The organism is Polaromonas sp. A23 (assembly GCF_002001015.1).
In the GTDB taxonomy this organism is placed as follows: Bacteria; Pseudomonadota; Gammaproteobacteria; order Burkholderiales; family Burkholderiaceae_C; genus Polaromonas.
The window spans coordinates 238,540-251,585 of record NZ_MUNO01000012.1; the positions used below are offsets into that span (position 1 = coordinate 238,540).

The 13,046-nt window shown below is 61.8% G+C and carries 13 protein-coding genes; 5 read left to right on the forward strand and 8 right to left on the reverse strand.

What is annotated here, in order from left to right:
• Positions 1-3 precede the first annotated feature (3 nt).
• The 5 genes from ftsA (at position 4) to B0B52_RS22435 (ending at position 4,876) form a co-directional block, all read left to right on the forward strand.
• Positions 4-1,233: a cell division protein FtsA gene (ftsA, locus tag B0B52_RS06610; RefSeq protein WP_077592817.1), complete on the forward strand. Its 1,230-nt coding sequence runs from the start codon at positions 4-6 to the stop codon at positions 1,231-1,233.
• Between the two features lie 142 nt (positions 1,234-1,375).
• Positions 1,376-2,608, forward strand: coding sequence for a cell division protein FtsZ (gene ftsZ / locus B0B52_RS06615; RefSeq protein ID WP_077592818.1), 1,233 nt, complete (start codon positions 1,376-1,378; stop codon positions 2,606-2,608).
• Between the two features lie 100 nt (positions 2,609-2,708).
• A complete protein-coding gene (locus B0B52_RS06620; RefSeq protein WP_139351837.1) occupies positions 2,709-3,689 on the forward strand; it encodes a dienelactone hydrolase family protein in 981 nt (326 codons plus the stop codon).
• A 69-nt stretch (positions 3,690-3,758) separates the two neighbouring features.
• Entirely contained in the window at positions 3,759-4,682 is a 924-nt protein-coding gene (gene lpxC / locus B0B52_RS06625) for a UDP-3-O-acyl-N-acetylglucosamine deacetylase (RefSeq protein WP_077592820.1), read from the forward strand.
• Positions 4,683-4,699: 17 nt separating this feature from the next.
• Entirely contained in the window at positions 4,700-4,876 is a 177-nt protein-coding gene (locus B0B52_RS22435; protein WP_168173483.1) for a hypothetical protein, read from the forward strand.
• 10 nt (positions 4,877-4,886) lie between these two features.
• Here B0B52_RS22435 and ruvC read toward each other — a convergent pair whose 3' ends face one another.
• The 8 genes from ruvC to B0B52_RS06670 all read right to left on the reverse strand — a co-directional run bounded on the left by ruvC (position 4,887) and on the right by B0B52_RS06670 (position 12,435).
• Positions 4,887-5,414 (reverse strand): crossover junction endodeoxyribonuclease RuvC, encoded by a 528-nt coding sequence (ruvC, locus tag B0B52_RS06630; RefSeq protein ID WP_077592821.1) that lies wholly within the window; start codon positions 5,412-5,414, stop codon positions 4,887-4,889.
• Positions 5,415-5,456: 42 nt separating this feature from the next.
• The gene (locus B0B52_RS06635) at positions 5,457-6,437 is read right to left on the reverse strand and encodes a phosphatidate cytidylyltransferase (RefSeq protein WP_077592822.1); all 981 of its coding nucleotides are present in this window, start codon (positions 6,435-6,437) and stop codon (positions 5,457-5,459) included.
• Positions 6,437-7,048 carry a 1-acyl-sn-glycerol-3-phosphate acyltransferase gene (locus B0B52_RS06640; RefSeq protein WP_077592823.1) on the reverse strand — a complete coding sequence of 204 codons (612 nt, stop codon included), beginning with the start codon at positions 7,046-7,048 and terminating at the stop codon, positions 6,437-6,439. Before B0B52_RS06640 ends, B0B52_RS06635 begins: the two co-directional genes overlap by 1 nt.
• A 217-nt stretch (positions 7,049-7,265) precedes the next feature.
• A complete protein-coding gene (locus B0B52_RS06650) occupies positions 7,266-8,015 on the reverse strand; it encodes a transglycosylase domain-containing protein (RefSeq protein WP_077592825.1) in 750 nt (249 codons plus the stop codon).
• Positions 8,012-8,860, reverse strand: a complete 849-nt coding sequence (gene aroE / locus B0B52_RS06655; protein ID WP_077592826.1) for a shikimate dehydrogenase — start codon at positions 8,858-8,860, stop codon at positions 8,012-8,014. Before aroE ends, B0B52_RS06650 begins: the two co-directional genes overlap by 4 nt.
• A 6-nt stretch (positions 8,861-8,866) precedes the next feature.
• Complete coding sequence (locus tag B0B52_RS06660) at positions 8,867-9,715, reverse strand: energy transducer TonB (RefSeq protein WP_077592827.1); 849 nt, start codon at positions 9,713-9,715, stop codon at positions 8,867-8,869.
• Between the two features lie 18 nt (positions 9,716-9,733).
• Positions 9,734-11,794 carry a ribonuclease catalytic domain-containing protein gene (locus tag B0B52_RS06665; protein WP_077592828.1) on the reverse strand — a complete coding sequence of 687 codons (2,061 nt, stop codon included), beginning with the start codon at positions 11,792-11,794 and terminating at the stop codon, positions 9,734-9,736.
• Positions 11,795-11,850: 56 nt separating this feature from the next.
• Positions 11,851-12,435, reverse strand: a complete 585-nt coding sequence (locus tag B0B52_RS06670; RefSeq protein WP_077592829.1) for a YqiA/YcfP family alpha/beta fold hydrolase — start codon at positions 12,433-12,435, stop codon at positions 11,851-11,853.
• Between the last annotated feature and the right edge of the window lie 611 nt (positions 12,436-13,046).

Consider the following 13,046-nt stretch of genomic DNA (forward strand, 5'->3'; position numbering starts at 1 on the left):
GATATGGCCAAAGAATACAAAGATCTCGTGGTGGGGCTGGACATCGGGACCAGCAAGGTCATGGCGGTGGTGGCCGAGGTGCTGCCCGGCGGTGAACTCAAGCTGGCTGGCTTGGGCATTGCTTACAGCAACGGCCTCAAGCGCGGCGTGGTGGTCAACATCGACGCGACGGTGCAGAGCATCCAGCAGGCGTTGAAAGAGGCCGAGCTCATGGCCGACTGCAAGATCGCGCGTGTCTATACCGGCATCACCGGCAGCCACATACGCGGCATCAATTCCAGCGGCATGGTGGCGGTCAAGGACAAGGAAGTGACGCAGGCCGATGTGGCGCGCGTGATAGAGACGGCCAAGGCCATCAACATCTCTACCGACCAGCGCCTGCTGCTGGTGGAGCCGCAGGAGTTTGTCATCGACGGGCAGGACGTGCGCGAGCCTATCGGCATGAGCGGTATTCGGCTCGAAGCCAAGGTGCATATCGTCACCGGTGCGCAAAGCGCGGCGGAAAACATCATCAAGTGCGTGCGGCGCTGCGGCCTGGAGGTTGACCAGCTCATGCTCAATCCGCTGGCCTCCAGCCTCTCGGTGCTCAGCCGCGACGAGCAGGAGCTCGGCGTGGCGCTGGTCGATATCGGCGCCGGCACCACCGATGTGGCGATTTTCACCGGCGGCGCCATCCGGCACACGGCCGTGATTCCGATTGCCGGTGACCTGATCACCAGCGACATTGCGATGGCGCTACGCACGCCAACCAAGGACGCAGAAGACATCAAGGTCGAAAGCGGTTTTGCCAAACAATTGCTGGCCGACCCGGATACCCAGGTCGAGGTGCCGGGCCTGGGCGACCGCGGCCCGCGCATGTTGTCCAGGCAAGCCCTGGCTGGCGTGATCGAGCCGCGCATTGAAGAAATTTTCTCCCTGGTGCAGCAGGTCATTCGCGAGTCGGGCTACGAAGAGGTGTTGTCCTCCGGCATCGTGATCACCGGCGGCAGCGCGGTGATGCCGGGCATGGTCGAGCTTGGTGAAGACATCTTTCTCAAGCCGGTGCGGCGCGGCATCCCGCGTTATTCCAGCGCCCTCTCGGACATGGTGGCCCAGCCGCGTGCGGCCACCGTCATGGGTTTGCTCGAGGAAGCCCGGCTGGCACGCATGCGCGGCCACCGCGTCGCGCAAAAGGCAGGCAGCGTGCACAACGCTTTTGGCAAGGTCAAAGACTGGCTCGTGGGGAACTTCTGATGAAAATTTTTCCATCTCATATTCGGCGGAGTCAGCGGTGCAAACACTCGGGGGGCGCCGATCCCCCTGCGTGAGACTTTTTCCATCAACAAGAAACTTATAAAAATTTTTGGCAACTGCAACATATGGATAGGAGGCTCACATGAGCATCGAAATGATTGAAATCGAAGAGTTCAACCAAGGCACGCAAATCAAGGTGATTGGCGTGGGCGGCGGCGGCGGCAACGCGGTCGAGCACATGATCGAGCGCAATGTCCAGGGTGTCGAATTCATCTGTGCCAATACCGACGCGCAGGCGCTCGGTCGTGGCAGCGCACACAAGCAGATCCAGCTGGGTGGCAGCGGTTTGGGCGCAGGCAGCAAACCCGAAAAAGGCCGTGAAGCCGCCGAAATGGCGGTGGACGATATCCGCGCGGCCATCGACGGCGCGCACATGCTGTTCATCACGGCCGGCATGGGCGGCGGCACCGGCACCGGAGCAGCGCCGGTGATCGCGCGCATCGCCAAGGAAATGGGCATCCTCACCGTTGGTGTGGTGACCAAGCCGTTTGAGTTCGAGGGTGGACGCCGCATGACCAACGCCGACCTCGGCCTGGCCGAGCTCGAAGCCAACGTCGATTCGCTGATCGTGGTGCTCAACGAAAAACTGCTCGAAGTGCTGGGCGATGACGTCACGCAGGACGAAGCTTTCGCCCATGCCAACGACGTGCTGAAAAACGCCGTCGGCGGCATTGCTGAAATCATCAATGTCCCCGGTCACGTCAACGTCGACTTCGAAGACGTGCGCACCGTGATGGGCGAGCCAGGCAAAGCGATGATGGGCACGGCTCGCGCCAACGGCCCGGACCGCGCGCGCATTGCGGCCGAGCAGGCCGTGGCCTGCCCACTGCTGGAAGGCATTGACCTGTCGGGTGCCAAGGGCGTGCTGGTGCTGATCAGCGCCGCCAAGGGCTCGCTCAAACTCAACGAGTCCAAGCTGGCGATGAACACCATCCGCGCCTATGCCTCGCCCGACGCGCATGTGATCTACGGTACGGCTTATGACGACGACCTGGCCGACGACATCCGCGTCACGGTGGTGGCCACCGGCCTGAGCCGCCAGGGCATGCGCCGCCAGGCGCCTCCGCTGCAGGTGCTGCGCACCGGCACCGACAACATGCCGGTGCTCAACATGGCGGTCGGTGGCGGTACGGTCAGTGGTACCCACCCGGGCGGCAGCGGCATGGGTTCAGCCCAGCCGGACTACGGCAACATGTCCGTGCCCAGCGTATGGCGCACCAACCGTACGCAAGCAGCGGCCAAGGTTGATGCGCTGGCGTCGGGCGGTATGGACGACTTCGAGATTCCGGCTTTCCTGCGCAAGCAGGCAGATTGAGTTTTCCCCGGAAGACGTGGGGGTGAGTCTCAGTCGGGCTCATCCCCTTTTTTTATTTGTCCGTTTTTCCTGACCGTTCCGGCCGTTTCAAGGAGCCTCCATGAAAATGCCAGCGCTTTGTGCAGCTGCAGCAGTTTTGTTTGCACAGTTTGCAGGCGCCCAGACCGCCAGGCCAGAACTGGCTGAAAAGGTGAGCTGGCCCAGCATGCTGTGCGCCGGCACACCCACCTATGTCTGCAACCGACTGGACGCACAAGGCTATCTGTTCGCCACGCCGGGCGCGAAGAAAGTGGTGCTTATCTCGCACGGGTCCCAGGGCATCGACAGCCGCATGTTCGACTATGTGGACAGCTTGCAGAAGGAAGGTTTTGCCGCGCTGGTGATTGACCACTGGAAGCCGCGCGGCATCGGCGTCACACATGACGATTACGCCGCCGCGGGCATACGGGGTGGGAACGAGCTTAACATGGCCTCCGACAGCCTGACCGCTGCAGACTGGCTTCGCCGCAGGGGCTATGAGAAGGTTGGCAGCATCGGAGAGTCCCAGGGCTCTTCGGCCGCAGTGGTGTTGCAGCAAAAGTGGGCTCATGTCCTCATCGAACGCAATATCAGGCGTATCTACACCAGCGATTTTCGTGTCAGTCCTTTGGATGCAGTAGTGGGCATGTACGGGTACTGCGGCTTCCGGCAGGCGCAGCGGGACGGGTTCGTGGGCACGCCTTTTTTGTTCATCACGGGCGAAGTGGACGACAACACGCCAAGCAAGTACTGCGAGCGCTACGTACCCTGGATGAATGAGCGCGGCGGCAACGCGAAGATCATTGTGATTCCGGGCGAAGGCCACAGTTTCGATGCGCCCTATAAACGGCAGCGCAACGTGTTCGGGCCGCATTACGCCAAATGCGACATCCTGGTGGACGACACCGGTGTCACCGAGTTGAACAGCGGGGAGAAAATTCCGGGAGTTTCCATCAACCCGATGCTGGCCAAATGTGTGAGCAAGATCTATCACTCGGGTTACTGGAAGGACCGCTTCATTGCGGTGCCGCACTGGACAGGGTTTTTCAAGCAAAACCTGTAGCGGTTTGCCTATGAGGGCCATCCACCGATTCAACCGCGCCTGCCGGCCGTAACACTTAAAATCACTTGTATGCTTCAGCAACGAACCCTCAAATCCCTTACCAAGGCCGTCGGCGTAGGCCTGCACAGCGGGCAGCGTGTCGAGCTCACCTTGCGGCCGGCCGCACCGGACACGGGTATCGTGTTCCGCCGCATTGACTTGGCCGTCCCGGTCGACATCCCGGTGTCGGCGCAGGCCGTCACCGACACGCGCCTGGCCTCCACCATCTCCAGCGGCGGCACGCGCGTGCTGACGGTGGAGCACCTGATGTCGGCCTGCGCTGGCTTGGGCATCGACAACCTGTATGTGGACATCACGGCCGAAGAGGTGCCCATTCTTGACGGCTCGGCTTCCTCTTTTGTTTTCTTGCTGCAATCCGCAGGCATTGAACTGCAGGCGGCACCCAAGCATTTCATGCGTGTGCTCAAACCGGTCGAGGTGCGAGAAGGGCAAGGCGACAGCCTCAAGTGGGCGCGGCTGGAGCCTTATCACGGTTACAAGCTCAGCTTCGAGATCGAGTTCGCGCACCGGGTGGTCAATTCCACCGGCCAGCGCGCGGAGTTCGACCTGGGGTCGGGCAGCTATGTGCGCGACGTCGCGCGGGCTCGTACCTTCGGCTTCACCAAGGACGTGGAGATGATGCGCGCCAACGGCCTGAGCCTGGGCGGCGGCCTGGACAACGCGGTGGTGATGGACGACTACCGCGTACTCAACACCGAAGGTCTGCGCTACGACGACGAGTTCGCCAAGCACAAAATGCTGGACGCCATGGGTGACTTGCACCTGCTGGGTAAACCGCTGCTGGCTGCCTACAGTGCCTTCCGTTCCGGCCATGCGCTGAACAACAAGCTGCTGCGTGAACTGCTTTCGCAGCCGGACGCTTACGAGGTTGTCACTTTCGCCGATGAAAAAAGCGCGCCCAAGGGTTTTGCGACTCTGGCGCGAGCCTGGTAGACCGGGCAGCGCAAGCCATGCTGCTGTTTCGTTGGGCCATTCTTCTTTTGCTTTTGAGCGCCGTGGTGGCGTTTATCTTTTACGCCGGCACCGGCCAGGCGCGCTTCAAGCGGGCAGGCTTGGTGATTCTTAAATGGACACTGATTGCGGCCTTCGGCTTTTTTGCCGTGCTGATTCTTGAGCGGCTGGCCTGACCCTCGGCGATCAGGGGGCCGTCGATTTAGGTTGCCGTGCCTCAGCACGCGCCAGGATGGCCGCAGAGCCGCCCGCGTGGGCATGGGTGATCGCCAGGCCCAGCGCGTCGGCGGCGTCCTTGCCGGGCAGCACCGGTAACTTCAGCAGACGCTTGACCATCTCCTGCACCTCTGGTTTTCCGGCTTTGCCGTAGCCGGCCACCGCTTTTTTCATTTGCAGCGCCGTGTATTCGGCCACCTCGATGTTGCAGCTCACCAGCGCCGTCAGGCAGGCGCCACGCGCCTGGCCCAGCATCAGCGTGGCTTGCGGGTTGACGTTCACAAAGACAATTTCGCAGACAGAGCTGTCGGGCGTGTAGCGGGCCGTGACTTCACAGATGCCGTCAAACAGCACCTTCAGGCGTGCGGGCAGGTTGCGGCTGTCCAGGTGTGTGGTCTTGATGGTGCCGCTCGCCACATATGTCAGCACCGGGCCGTCGACGTCGATCACGCCAAAGCCGGTGATTTGCAGGCCGGGGTCGATACCAAGAATTCTCATGCGCTATTCATCTTGTAGCTAATGATGCCCGTATTTATTGGGCTAGAGCCCGAAATACCATCGAACCGAATGAAAAAAGACCGGTGCGGCAAAACACAGAGCGTCCACCCGGTCCAGCAGGCCGCTGGCCCCGGTGACCGACTTGCCTTCGCTGCCCCAGTTGGTAATGCCCCGGTCGCGCTTGAGGGCCTTCATCACCAGGTGGCCGAGTGAGCCGGCGACGCAGGCAATCAATGCCATGGCCACGCCCTGGGCCGGCTTGAAAGGCGTCAGGCCCGACATCAGGCCGCCGACAAACCCACCCACAGCCAGACCCATCAGCCAGCTGCTCCAGTGAAAGCTTTGGCTGACCTGCGGGGCGGTGGGCGGGCGCGGCCATTTGCGGGCCGCCAGGTGCTGCACCAGCATGCCGGTCTGCACGACAAACACCAGGAAGAAGACCAGAAAAGCGCTTTTCCCGACATAGCGCGGAAAGTCCAGCAGCAACAGGGCCGGCACGTGGCTGATGCCATAGACACAGACCATGATGCCCCACTGCAGCTTGGCATTGCGTTCCAGAAATCGCTGCGGGTCGTTGGCCAGCGCACTCACCACCGGAATGGCGAGGAACACGTAAACGGGGATAAACACGGTCACCAGGTCAAAGTGCTCGGTCATCACCAGCCAGAACTGCGCCGGCAGAACCACAAAAAAGGCGAGTACGAGGCTGCGGTGGTCGCCGTGGCGCGTCGGCGAAAGTGTGATGAATTCGCGCAGCGCGAAAAAAGCCACCAACGCAAACAGCAACGTGGCCACGGTGTCACCCAGCGCCCAACCGATCCAGAACACCGTGCACATGATCCACGACGTGTTGAGCAGGCTGCCCAGTTCCCGGATGTCCTGTGTGCGGATTTCGTTTTCGCCGTCATCGCGCAGCGACATGACCAAAGCTGCAATCGTGGCGGCGGTCAGCAGGCCAAAGACAATGACGAAGAGCAGGCCAACCTGGTGGGACGGGCTGAGGTTGCGCAAAAAGTTGCTCATCAGGAGTCCTTGAGCGCGACGACGGCCTCACGGGCCCGAACCAGGAAGCTGCTGCGGTCTTCACCTTCAGCAATGGTGATCGGCGCGCCGAAAGTGACCGAACACAGGATCGGCACGGGCACAACCTCCCCTTTGGGCATGACGCGTTGTACGTTGTTGATCCATGCCGGCACCAGCACGACTTGCGGAAACTTCAACGCCAGGTTGTACAGCCCGGACTTGAAAGCCTGCGGCTCTTCCTGGTTGCCTCGCGTGCCCTCGGGAAACAGAATGATGGAGTCACCGCTTTGCAGCGCATCGATCAGGGGTTCCAGCGGGTCCTGGTCACCGGTTTTGACGCGATCCACATATATGGCATTGAACACCGCGGTGGTGATCCACTGTTTGAAAGGTGTTTTGGTCCAGTAGTCTTTTGCGGCGATGGGCCGCGTGATGCTGCGCAGCTCCTGGGGCAGGGCGGCCCAGATCAGCACCAGATCGGCATGGCTTTGGTGGTTTGCAAAGTAGATGCGTTGCTCGGCTTTGGGCGGACAACCCTGCCAGCGGGCCTGGGCGCCGGTCAGGGCACGGATCAGGCCGAGCAAAAACAGGCTCATTAGCTTCGCTAACATTGTGAGCCCCCACGTTCGCGCACTGCGTGTCGCTCTCGAGGCCTTGCAGGCCGCGGCTCGCGAGACGCTTCGCCTCTGTCGCCCGTCCAAAACTGCTCAAGCAGCTTTGGAGCCGCAGGCTCCAGCCCCTTGGGGGCGCTGCGCCTGCGGCCCGGCGAAGCCGGTTCCGCGGCCCTGGCTGATCTGGGAGTGCGATCGTTTGTTCCTCGGCTGTTCATCATGGCACCTCCACGCCGCCCATGCGCGCGGCAATGGTGGAAGCGCGGGACGCCAGGTAGCCCGAGCCGGGCCTTGTCTCGAAGTACCGTGGCCGCGGCAGCATGACGGCCAGGCGTGCGGCTTCATAGGCGCTCAGTCTGGCCGCCGGCTTGCGGAAGTAATGCTGGGCAGCCGCTTCCGCGCCGAACACACCTTCTCCCCACTCCACGTTGTTGAGGTAGATCTCCAGGATGCGTTGTTTGCTCAGCAAGGATTCCAGCAGCAGGGTGAGCACCAGTTCCTGGCCTTTGCGCATCAGGGTCCGTTCGCCCGAGAGGAACAGGTTTTTGGCGAGTTGTTGCGTGATCGTGGAGCCTCCCACTATCTTGGGCGGCTTGGCGGGAGCGGAAGGCGCTGCGCGGCTGGACAGCCGGCTGGCTGTTTTCTCTGCGCGTTGCTCGGCCTTGGTATTTTTGTCCCAGGCTTTTTCCAGCGCTTCCAGGTCCACGCCTTCATGTTCGACAAAGGTGGCGTCTTCGGAGGCGATGACGGCCCGTTTGAGGTTGCTGGACAGCTCGGCATACGGCACCCATTGCTGGCGCCACTTGAGTTCGCCTTTTTCGGTGGTCACGCGCCAGGCCTCCGAGCGCTGGAAAGAAGTGGACTGCGGATCGACCACGGCCATCAAGGCAATGCGGGCAACGAAATAGAGCTGAACGGCCATGCCTGCAAACAGCACCAGCAGGATCCAGCGCAGCGCGGCTTTCATGCGTGCGCCTTTTGCGCTTGCCGCATTTCCTGCAGGACCTGGGCCGAGGGCGGACGCACGCCGCGCCAGAACAGGAAAGCTTCCGCGGCCTGCTCAACCAGCATGCCGAGGCCATCGCGTGGCACGGCGCCATGCGCACGCGCCCAGTCTGCAAAACCCTGTGCGGCCGCTCCGTACATCATGTCGTACGCCAACGCGCCAGGCTTGAGCAGGCGTGGGTCCAGTGTGATGGCGACACCGCTGAGGCTGCTTGCTGTGGCGTTGATGATCACATCGAAATTGGCCTCAAGCCCTTGCTGTTCCTGAGCAAGTAGCTCTGTTTTTTGTAGCAGATGTTGCACCGAAGGATGGGCGGCGTGACGCGCCACCAGCTCGGCTGCGCGTGCGTGGGTGCGGTTGACCACCACGAGGCGGCGCGGCCCCGCAGCCAGCAGGGGGCCCAGCACACCGGCTGCGGCCCCGCCGGCGCCCAGCAACAGCAGGTCGCGCCCGGCCAGGCTGATGCCTGCGTTGTGCTGGATATCGTTCACCAGACCCACGCCGTCCGTGTTGTCGGCAGCGATATGCGTGCCATCGAACCTGAGGGTGTTGGCTGCCTGCGCCAGTTGAGCGCGTTCGGTGGTGGTGGTGGCCTGCTGGAATGCTTCGAACTTGAAAGGAACGGTCACGTTGCACCCGCGTCCGCCGCCGGCTATCCAACGCTGCAGCGTGCCGGAAAAATCGTCCAGCGGCGCCAGCAGCTTGGTGTAGGTGATTGCCTGCCCGGTCAGTTCTGCAAAACGCGCGTGGATGCCCGGGGATTTGCTGTGTTCAACCGGATTGCCGAGGACGCAATAGTGATCCATGGGCGCTTATCTCTCGGTGAGCCTGGTTTCCAGCGTTTCGTCGCGCGTGAACTTGAAACGGGACACCACCACAATCTGGTCAGCTTTGCGGCGCATGGCATCGCTGAAACGGTCAAACGGGCCGGTGCTGCGCGCAATGCTCTGTGCACGGCGGTCCAGTGTGAGGTTGCCTGAGGTCTCGGCTATTTCGGTGGACAGGACACGCCCGTCAAAGTTGACGGTGAGAATCATGGTGAGTTCGCCATACAGCTTCTTGCCTGCCATTTCGGGGAAATTGACCGTGCCCTTTTCCTCAATCTTCCGGCGCAGCGTGTCGTAATAGACCGCATAGACCTCTTCGCGCGTTGCTGGGCTGATGTAGCGCTTCTTGGGGCGCGAATTTTCATCGTTGATGCGCCGTTCGATCTCCGCCAGGATCTTGATCAGCTGTTTGCGTTTTTCTTCGCGCTCAACCTGCGTCGGGTCGGAGGTGGGTACTTTCGGGTCGGGCGGTGGCATGGCTGCAAGTTGCTTCTTGAGCTGTGCCAGCAGCAGCGTCTGCTGCTCCTGCATGGCATCGACCTTTCGCTGGGCGTCTTCACTCGCGTCGCCGAGTTCAGTGAGCGCCGAGGGGGGCAGGGGGCTGGTGGCCCGGCCGGTCTCTGCTTCTCCGCCGCCGGCCAGCGATGTCTGCGCGATGGCTTTGGCCTGGTCCGGGCGTTCATTGCTTTTTGCGTTGACCAGGATCACCTCCAGCGGCGTGTCCTGAAAGATGCGGTTAAAACGTTCCGGATCGACAAACCGCACGGTCAAAAGGACCGCATGCACGGCGATTGAAACGCCCAGGGCGATTTGCAGGGTACTGGGTGACTTCACAGGACAGGATTATCGGTGCTAAGCAGCTGTCACGGGGGGCTCGTCGGCGGGCTCGTTCAGATCGACGGCAATGGAGATCGGACCAGCGGCGATTTCCGATTCGTTGTCTTCTTCGTCCACCTGTTCGGCGGCAGCATCGTCCACCACCACATCGAGGCGCTCGATCACCGTGCTGTTGACGTCGAGCGTGATTTCGTCGATGTCGCCCAGGCGGATGCGCACCTTGGCGCCGCGCGGCAAACCTTGGGCGCCTGCAGCTGGCAGCACCAGCGGCAGGTCGTCGGCGCGTACCAGGTTGTCCTTGAAGGCCGTGGCCGTCAATTCGGTGATCTGGTTTTGCTGCAGGTACTTGAGTGTCCAGTAACGCTCGATACCCGCCTGGAAGCCGTTGTAGGCGCTGTAGGCACCGTCAAAACCCGAGATGATGGAAAACAGTTCCGCATCCTTGGGCTTGAAGGGAGCCACCAGCGCAGCCGTGCGGCCGTTTTTGACGCAGGCAATGATCTGCCATTGATTGACGAGGTCGACGTAGCGGCGCAGTGGTGAGGTGGCCCAGGCGTAACTTTTGACGCCAATGCCCGCATGCGGAAGCGCCTTGGTGCCCATGCGCACCTTGACGCCCGGCGCCAGACTGGCCTGGCTGCGGTAAATGCCGGGCACGCCGTGCGTGGCCAGCCATTCGCCCCAGGTGCTGTTGGCCAGAATCATGGCTTCGGCGACGATCAGGTCCAGCGGCGCGCCGCGCTTTCGAATGCTGATGCTGACCGGCTCGTTGCCTTCGGGCTCCTTGCCGGAGGGGTTGTCCAGGCTGAAGTTGTAGTCGGGCCGGTTGAAGTTTTCAGGCTTGCCGCGCACCACCTCGCGCCGGGCTTTCAGGTGCCGGGCCAGCCTGTGCAGAAAGCCGAGCTCGACCCCCCAGGCCACATCGGCAGGCGTTGCGCCGGTTTCTGCCGCTTCAAAAAAAGCCTCTGTGAACACAGCATCCAGTTTGTCGTGGCGTAGGTTGCTTGCAATCGGCACCTGCTCCAGTTTTGTTGCTGTTTCGCGAATCTCCAGAGTGGCTTCGTCGAGCGTGACATACAGCGACAGGGCGGGGCAATTGCGCCCTTCCTGCAGGGTGTAGCTTTGGACCACCTCGTCGGGAAGCATGGTGAGCTTGTAGCCCGGCATGTAGACGGTGGACAGCCGCGCGCGCCCCACCGCATCTACCGGGCTGCCCGGCAACACCGCCAGCCCTGGAGCCGCAATGTGGATGCCCATCGTGACCGTGCCGCTGCCGAGCCCTTGCACTGACAACGCGTCGTCAATTTCCGTGGTGCTGGAGTCGTCGATGGAAAACGCCCGCACATCCGCCAGCGGCAAGTCTTCGCTGATCGCCGGTGCCTGCACAGCCGGAAAGCCCGTGCCCTTGGGGAAATTCTCGAACAGAAAGCGTTTCCAGTGGAACTGGTAAGGCGAGGCAATGGCGCCGGCCTGCTGCAGCAGGTCCAGCGGTGCCTTGTGGGCGGTGCGCGAGGCCTCGACCACGGCCTTGTATTCGGGGCTGTTCTTGTCCGGCTTGAACAAAATTTTGTAGAGCTGCTCGCGCACCGGCGCCGGGCACTGGCCCTGCACCAGCTCTTCGGCCCAGGCGCTGATTTGCGCGATGACCTGCTTTTTCTTTTCGATGGCGACAAGTGCCTGCTGAAGAATTTCGGCCGGTGCTTTCCTGAAGCGGCCTTTGCCGGCGCGCCTGAAGTAATGCGGCGCCTCGAACAGGCGAAACAGTGCTGCGGCCTGCTGCTCGGTCGAGGCCGGCTTCGATGGGTCGGCACTGAAGTAATCGCGCGCCAGGTCGGCAAAACCGAAGTCTTCCTCGCTGGCGAACTCCCACGCCAGGTCCAGCTCGATCTCCTGGCTCAGGGCCTGGGCGGCGCTTGTCAGCTGGGCAGGGGCCGGTTTTTCAAACTTCAGCAGCGCATTGGCTGCCTTGACCTTGACCCGTTTTCCCGAGTCCAGCTCCACCTGCAGGGAGGTATCAGCCTCGGACAAAATGCGGCCGGCCAGAAACTTGCCAGCCTCTTCAAACAATACAAACAAAACAACATCCTTTGGTTACTCTGGCTAGTGTAATCAGCCAGCCCTCAGGCGGCCCTTCAGCCCAAGGCGAGGAATGCCATGGTTTCCGGCAGATGCCGGTCGAAGTCGCTGATCGCATGGTCGCCACCTTCCAGCAGTTTGATGCGAACGCCGGGGTATCTGCCCGTCATTTCTCGCCAGTCCAGCACCTCGTCGCCTTTGGCTATGACGGCGAAGTAGTTCCCCGGCCGGGCCACGGGCCCGTGTTCCAGGGCGCGCAGTTCGTCGACAAAACCGGGCTCGAAGAAAAAACGTTCATTCGGGTCATGCCAGGCGGTCTGCTCACCGATGTATTTGGCTAGGTCGCGTGCTGGGTGAACGGCCGGGTTGAGTAGAACCGCCTTGCAGGCGCAGCTTTCGGCCACATGCGTGGCGTAAAACCCGCCCAGCGACGAGCCCATCACCGCCATCGAAGCACGCGGCCAGCCGGCCACACCTTCGGTCACCATCTGCATGGCTTTTTTTGGCGACGGGGGCAGTTGCGGGCACCACCAGAGGGCGTCGGGGTGGTGTTTTTGCATCCAGGCGGCGACTTGCCGGGCTTTGGTGGATTGGGGGGAGGAGCGGAAGCCGTGGAGGTAGAGGAGGTGGGTGGTGGGCATGGGGTTATGGTAAATCTCGGGGGCGGTGGAGGACGGTATTTATCCATTTTTACGCATGAAAAATGCCGTTTGCCCTTTGCGTTCCGGCGCCAATAGCTATTGATTTAATAGCAAAAATTTCGTGACTTGTCATCCCGGGCTTGATCCGGGATCCATGCAGGTGATCCTCCAACGCCACTCCTTTCATCGTTCGGGCTGAGCTTGTGCAAGCTTGTTCGGTTGTGGGTCTTCCAACAAGCCGGGGGTTGCCCGGCGGCAACTCACTTTTCTTTTGCGTCGCCAAAAGAAAAGTAAGCAAAAGAAAAGGCGACCCTGCTGTCTGCGTCCCTTCGCTTCGCTGCGGGCAACCTGCGGTGCTCGGTCCAGCCGGGGTCGAGCTCGAACTCGCCTTCGGCTCAGACAATCGCTCGCCCTGATCCGTCTGGCCCTGCGCTCCTCGGCGCATACAGAAGGGTGGGGGATGAAAGCGGGAGCGGATTCGGGAACCGATACGAATGCGGATGCGGGGAGACCTGACGCGCTGCGCGCGTCAGGTCTCCCCGCATCCGCATTCGTATCGGTTCCCGAATCCGCTCCCGCTTTCATCCCCCACCCTTCTGTATGCGCCGAGG

Bases quoted from the DNA above. Each gene is read 5' to 3' on its own strand.
- ftsA (WP_077592817.1), top strand. From the start codon at position 4: ATGGCCAAAGAATACAAAGATCTCGTGGTGGGGCTGGACATCGGGACC.
- ftsZ (WP_077592818.1), top strand. From the start codon at position 1,376: ATGAGCATCGAAATGATTGAAATCGAAGAGTTCAACCAAGGCACGCAA.
- B0B52_RS06620 (WP_139351837.1), top strand. From the start codon at position 2,709: ATGAAAATGCCAGCGCTTTGTGCAGCTGCAGCAGTTTTGTTTGCACAG.
- lpxC (WP_077592820.1), top strand. From the start codon at position 3,759: ATGCTTCAGCAACGAACCCTCAAATCCCTTACCAAGGCCGTCGGCGTA.
- B0B52_RS22435 (WP_168173483.1), top strand. From the start codon at position 4,700: ATGCTGCTGTTTCGTTGGGCCATTCTTCTTTTGCTTTTGAGCGCCGTG.
- ruvC (WP_077592821.1), bottom strand. From the start codon at position 5,414: ATGAGAATTCTTGGTATCGACCCCGGCCTGCAAATCACCGGCTTTGGC.
- B0B52_RS06635 (WP_077592822.1), bottom strand. From the start codon at position 6,437: ATGAGCAACTTTTTGCGCAACCTCAGCCCGTCCCACCAGGTTGGCCTG.
- B0B52_RS06640 (WP_077592823.1), bottom strand. From the start codon at position 7,048: ATGTTAGCGAAGCTAATGAGCCTGTTTTTGCTCGGCCTGATCCGTGCC.
- B0B52_RS06650 (WP_077592825.1), bottom strand. From the start codon at position 8,015: ATGAAAGCCGCGCTGCGCTGGATCCTGCTGGTGCTGTTTGCAGGCATG.
- aroE (WP_077592826.1), bottom strand. From the start codon at position 8,860: ATGGATCACTATTGCGTCCTCGGCAATCCGGTTGAACACAGCAAATCC.
- B0B52_RS06670 (WP_077592829.1), bottom strand. From the start codon at position 12,435: ATGCCCACCACCCACCTCCTCTACCTCCACGGCTTCCGCTCCTCCCCC.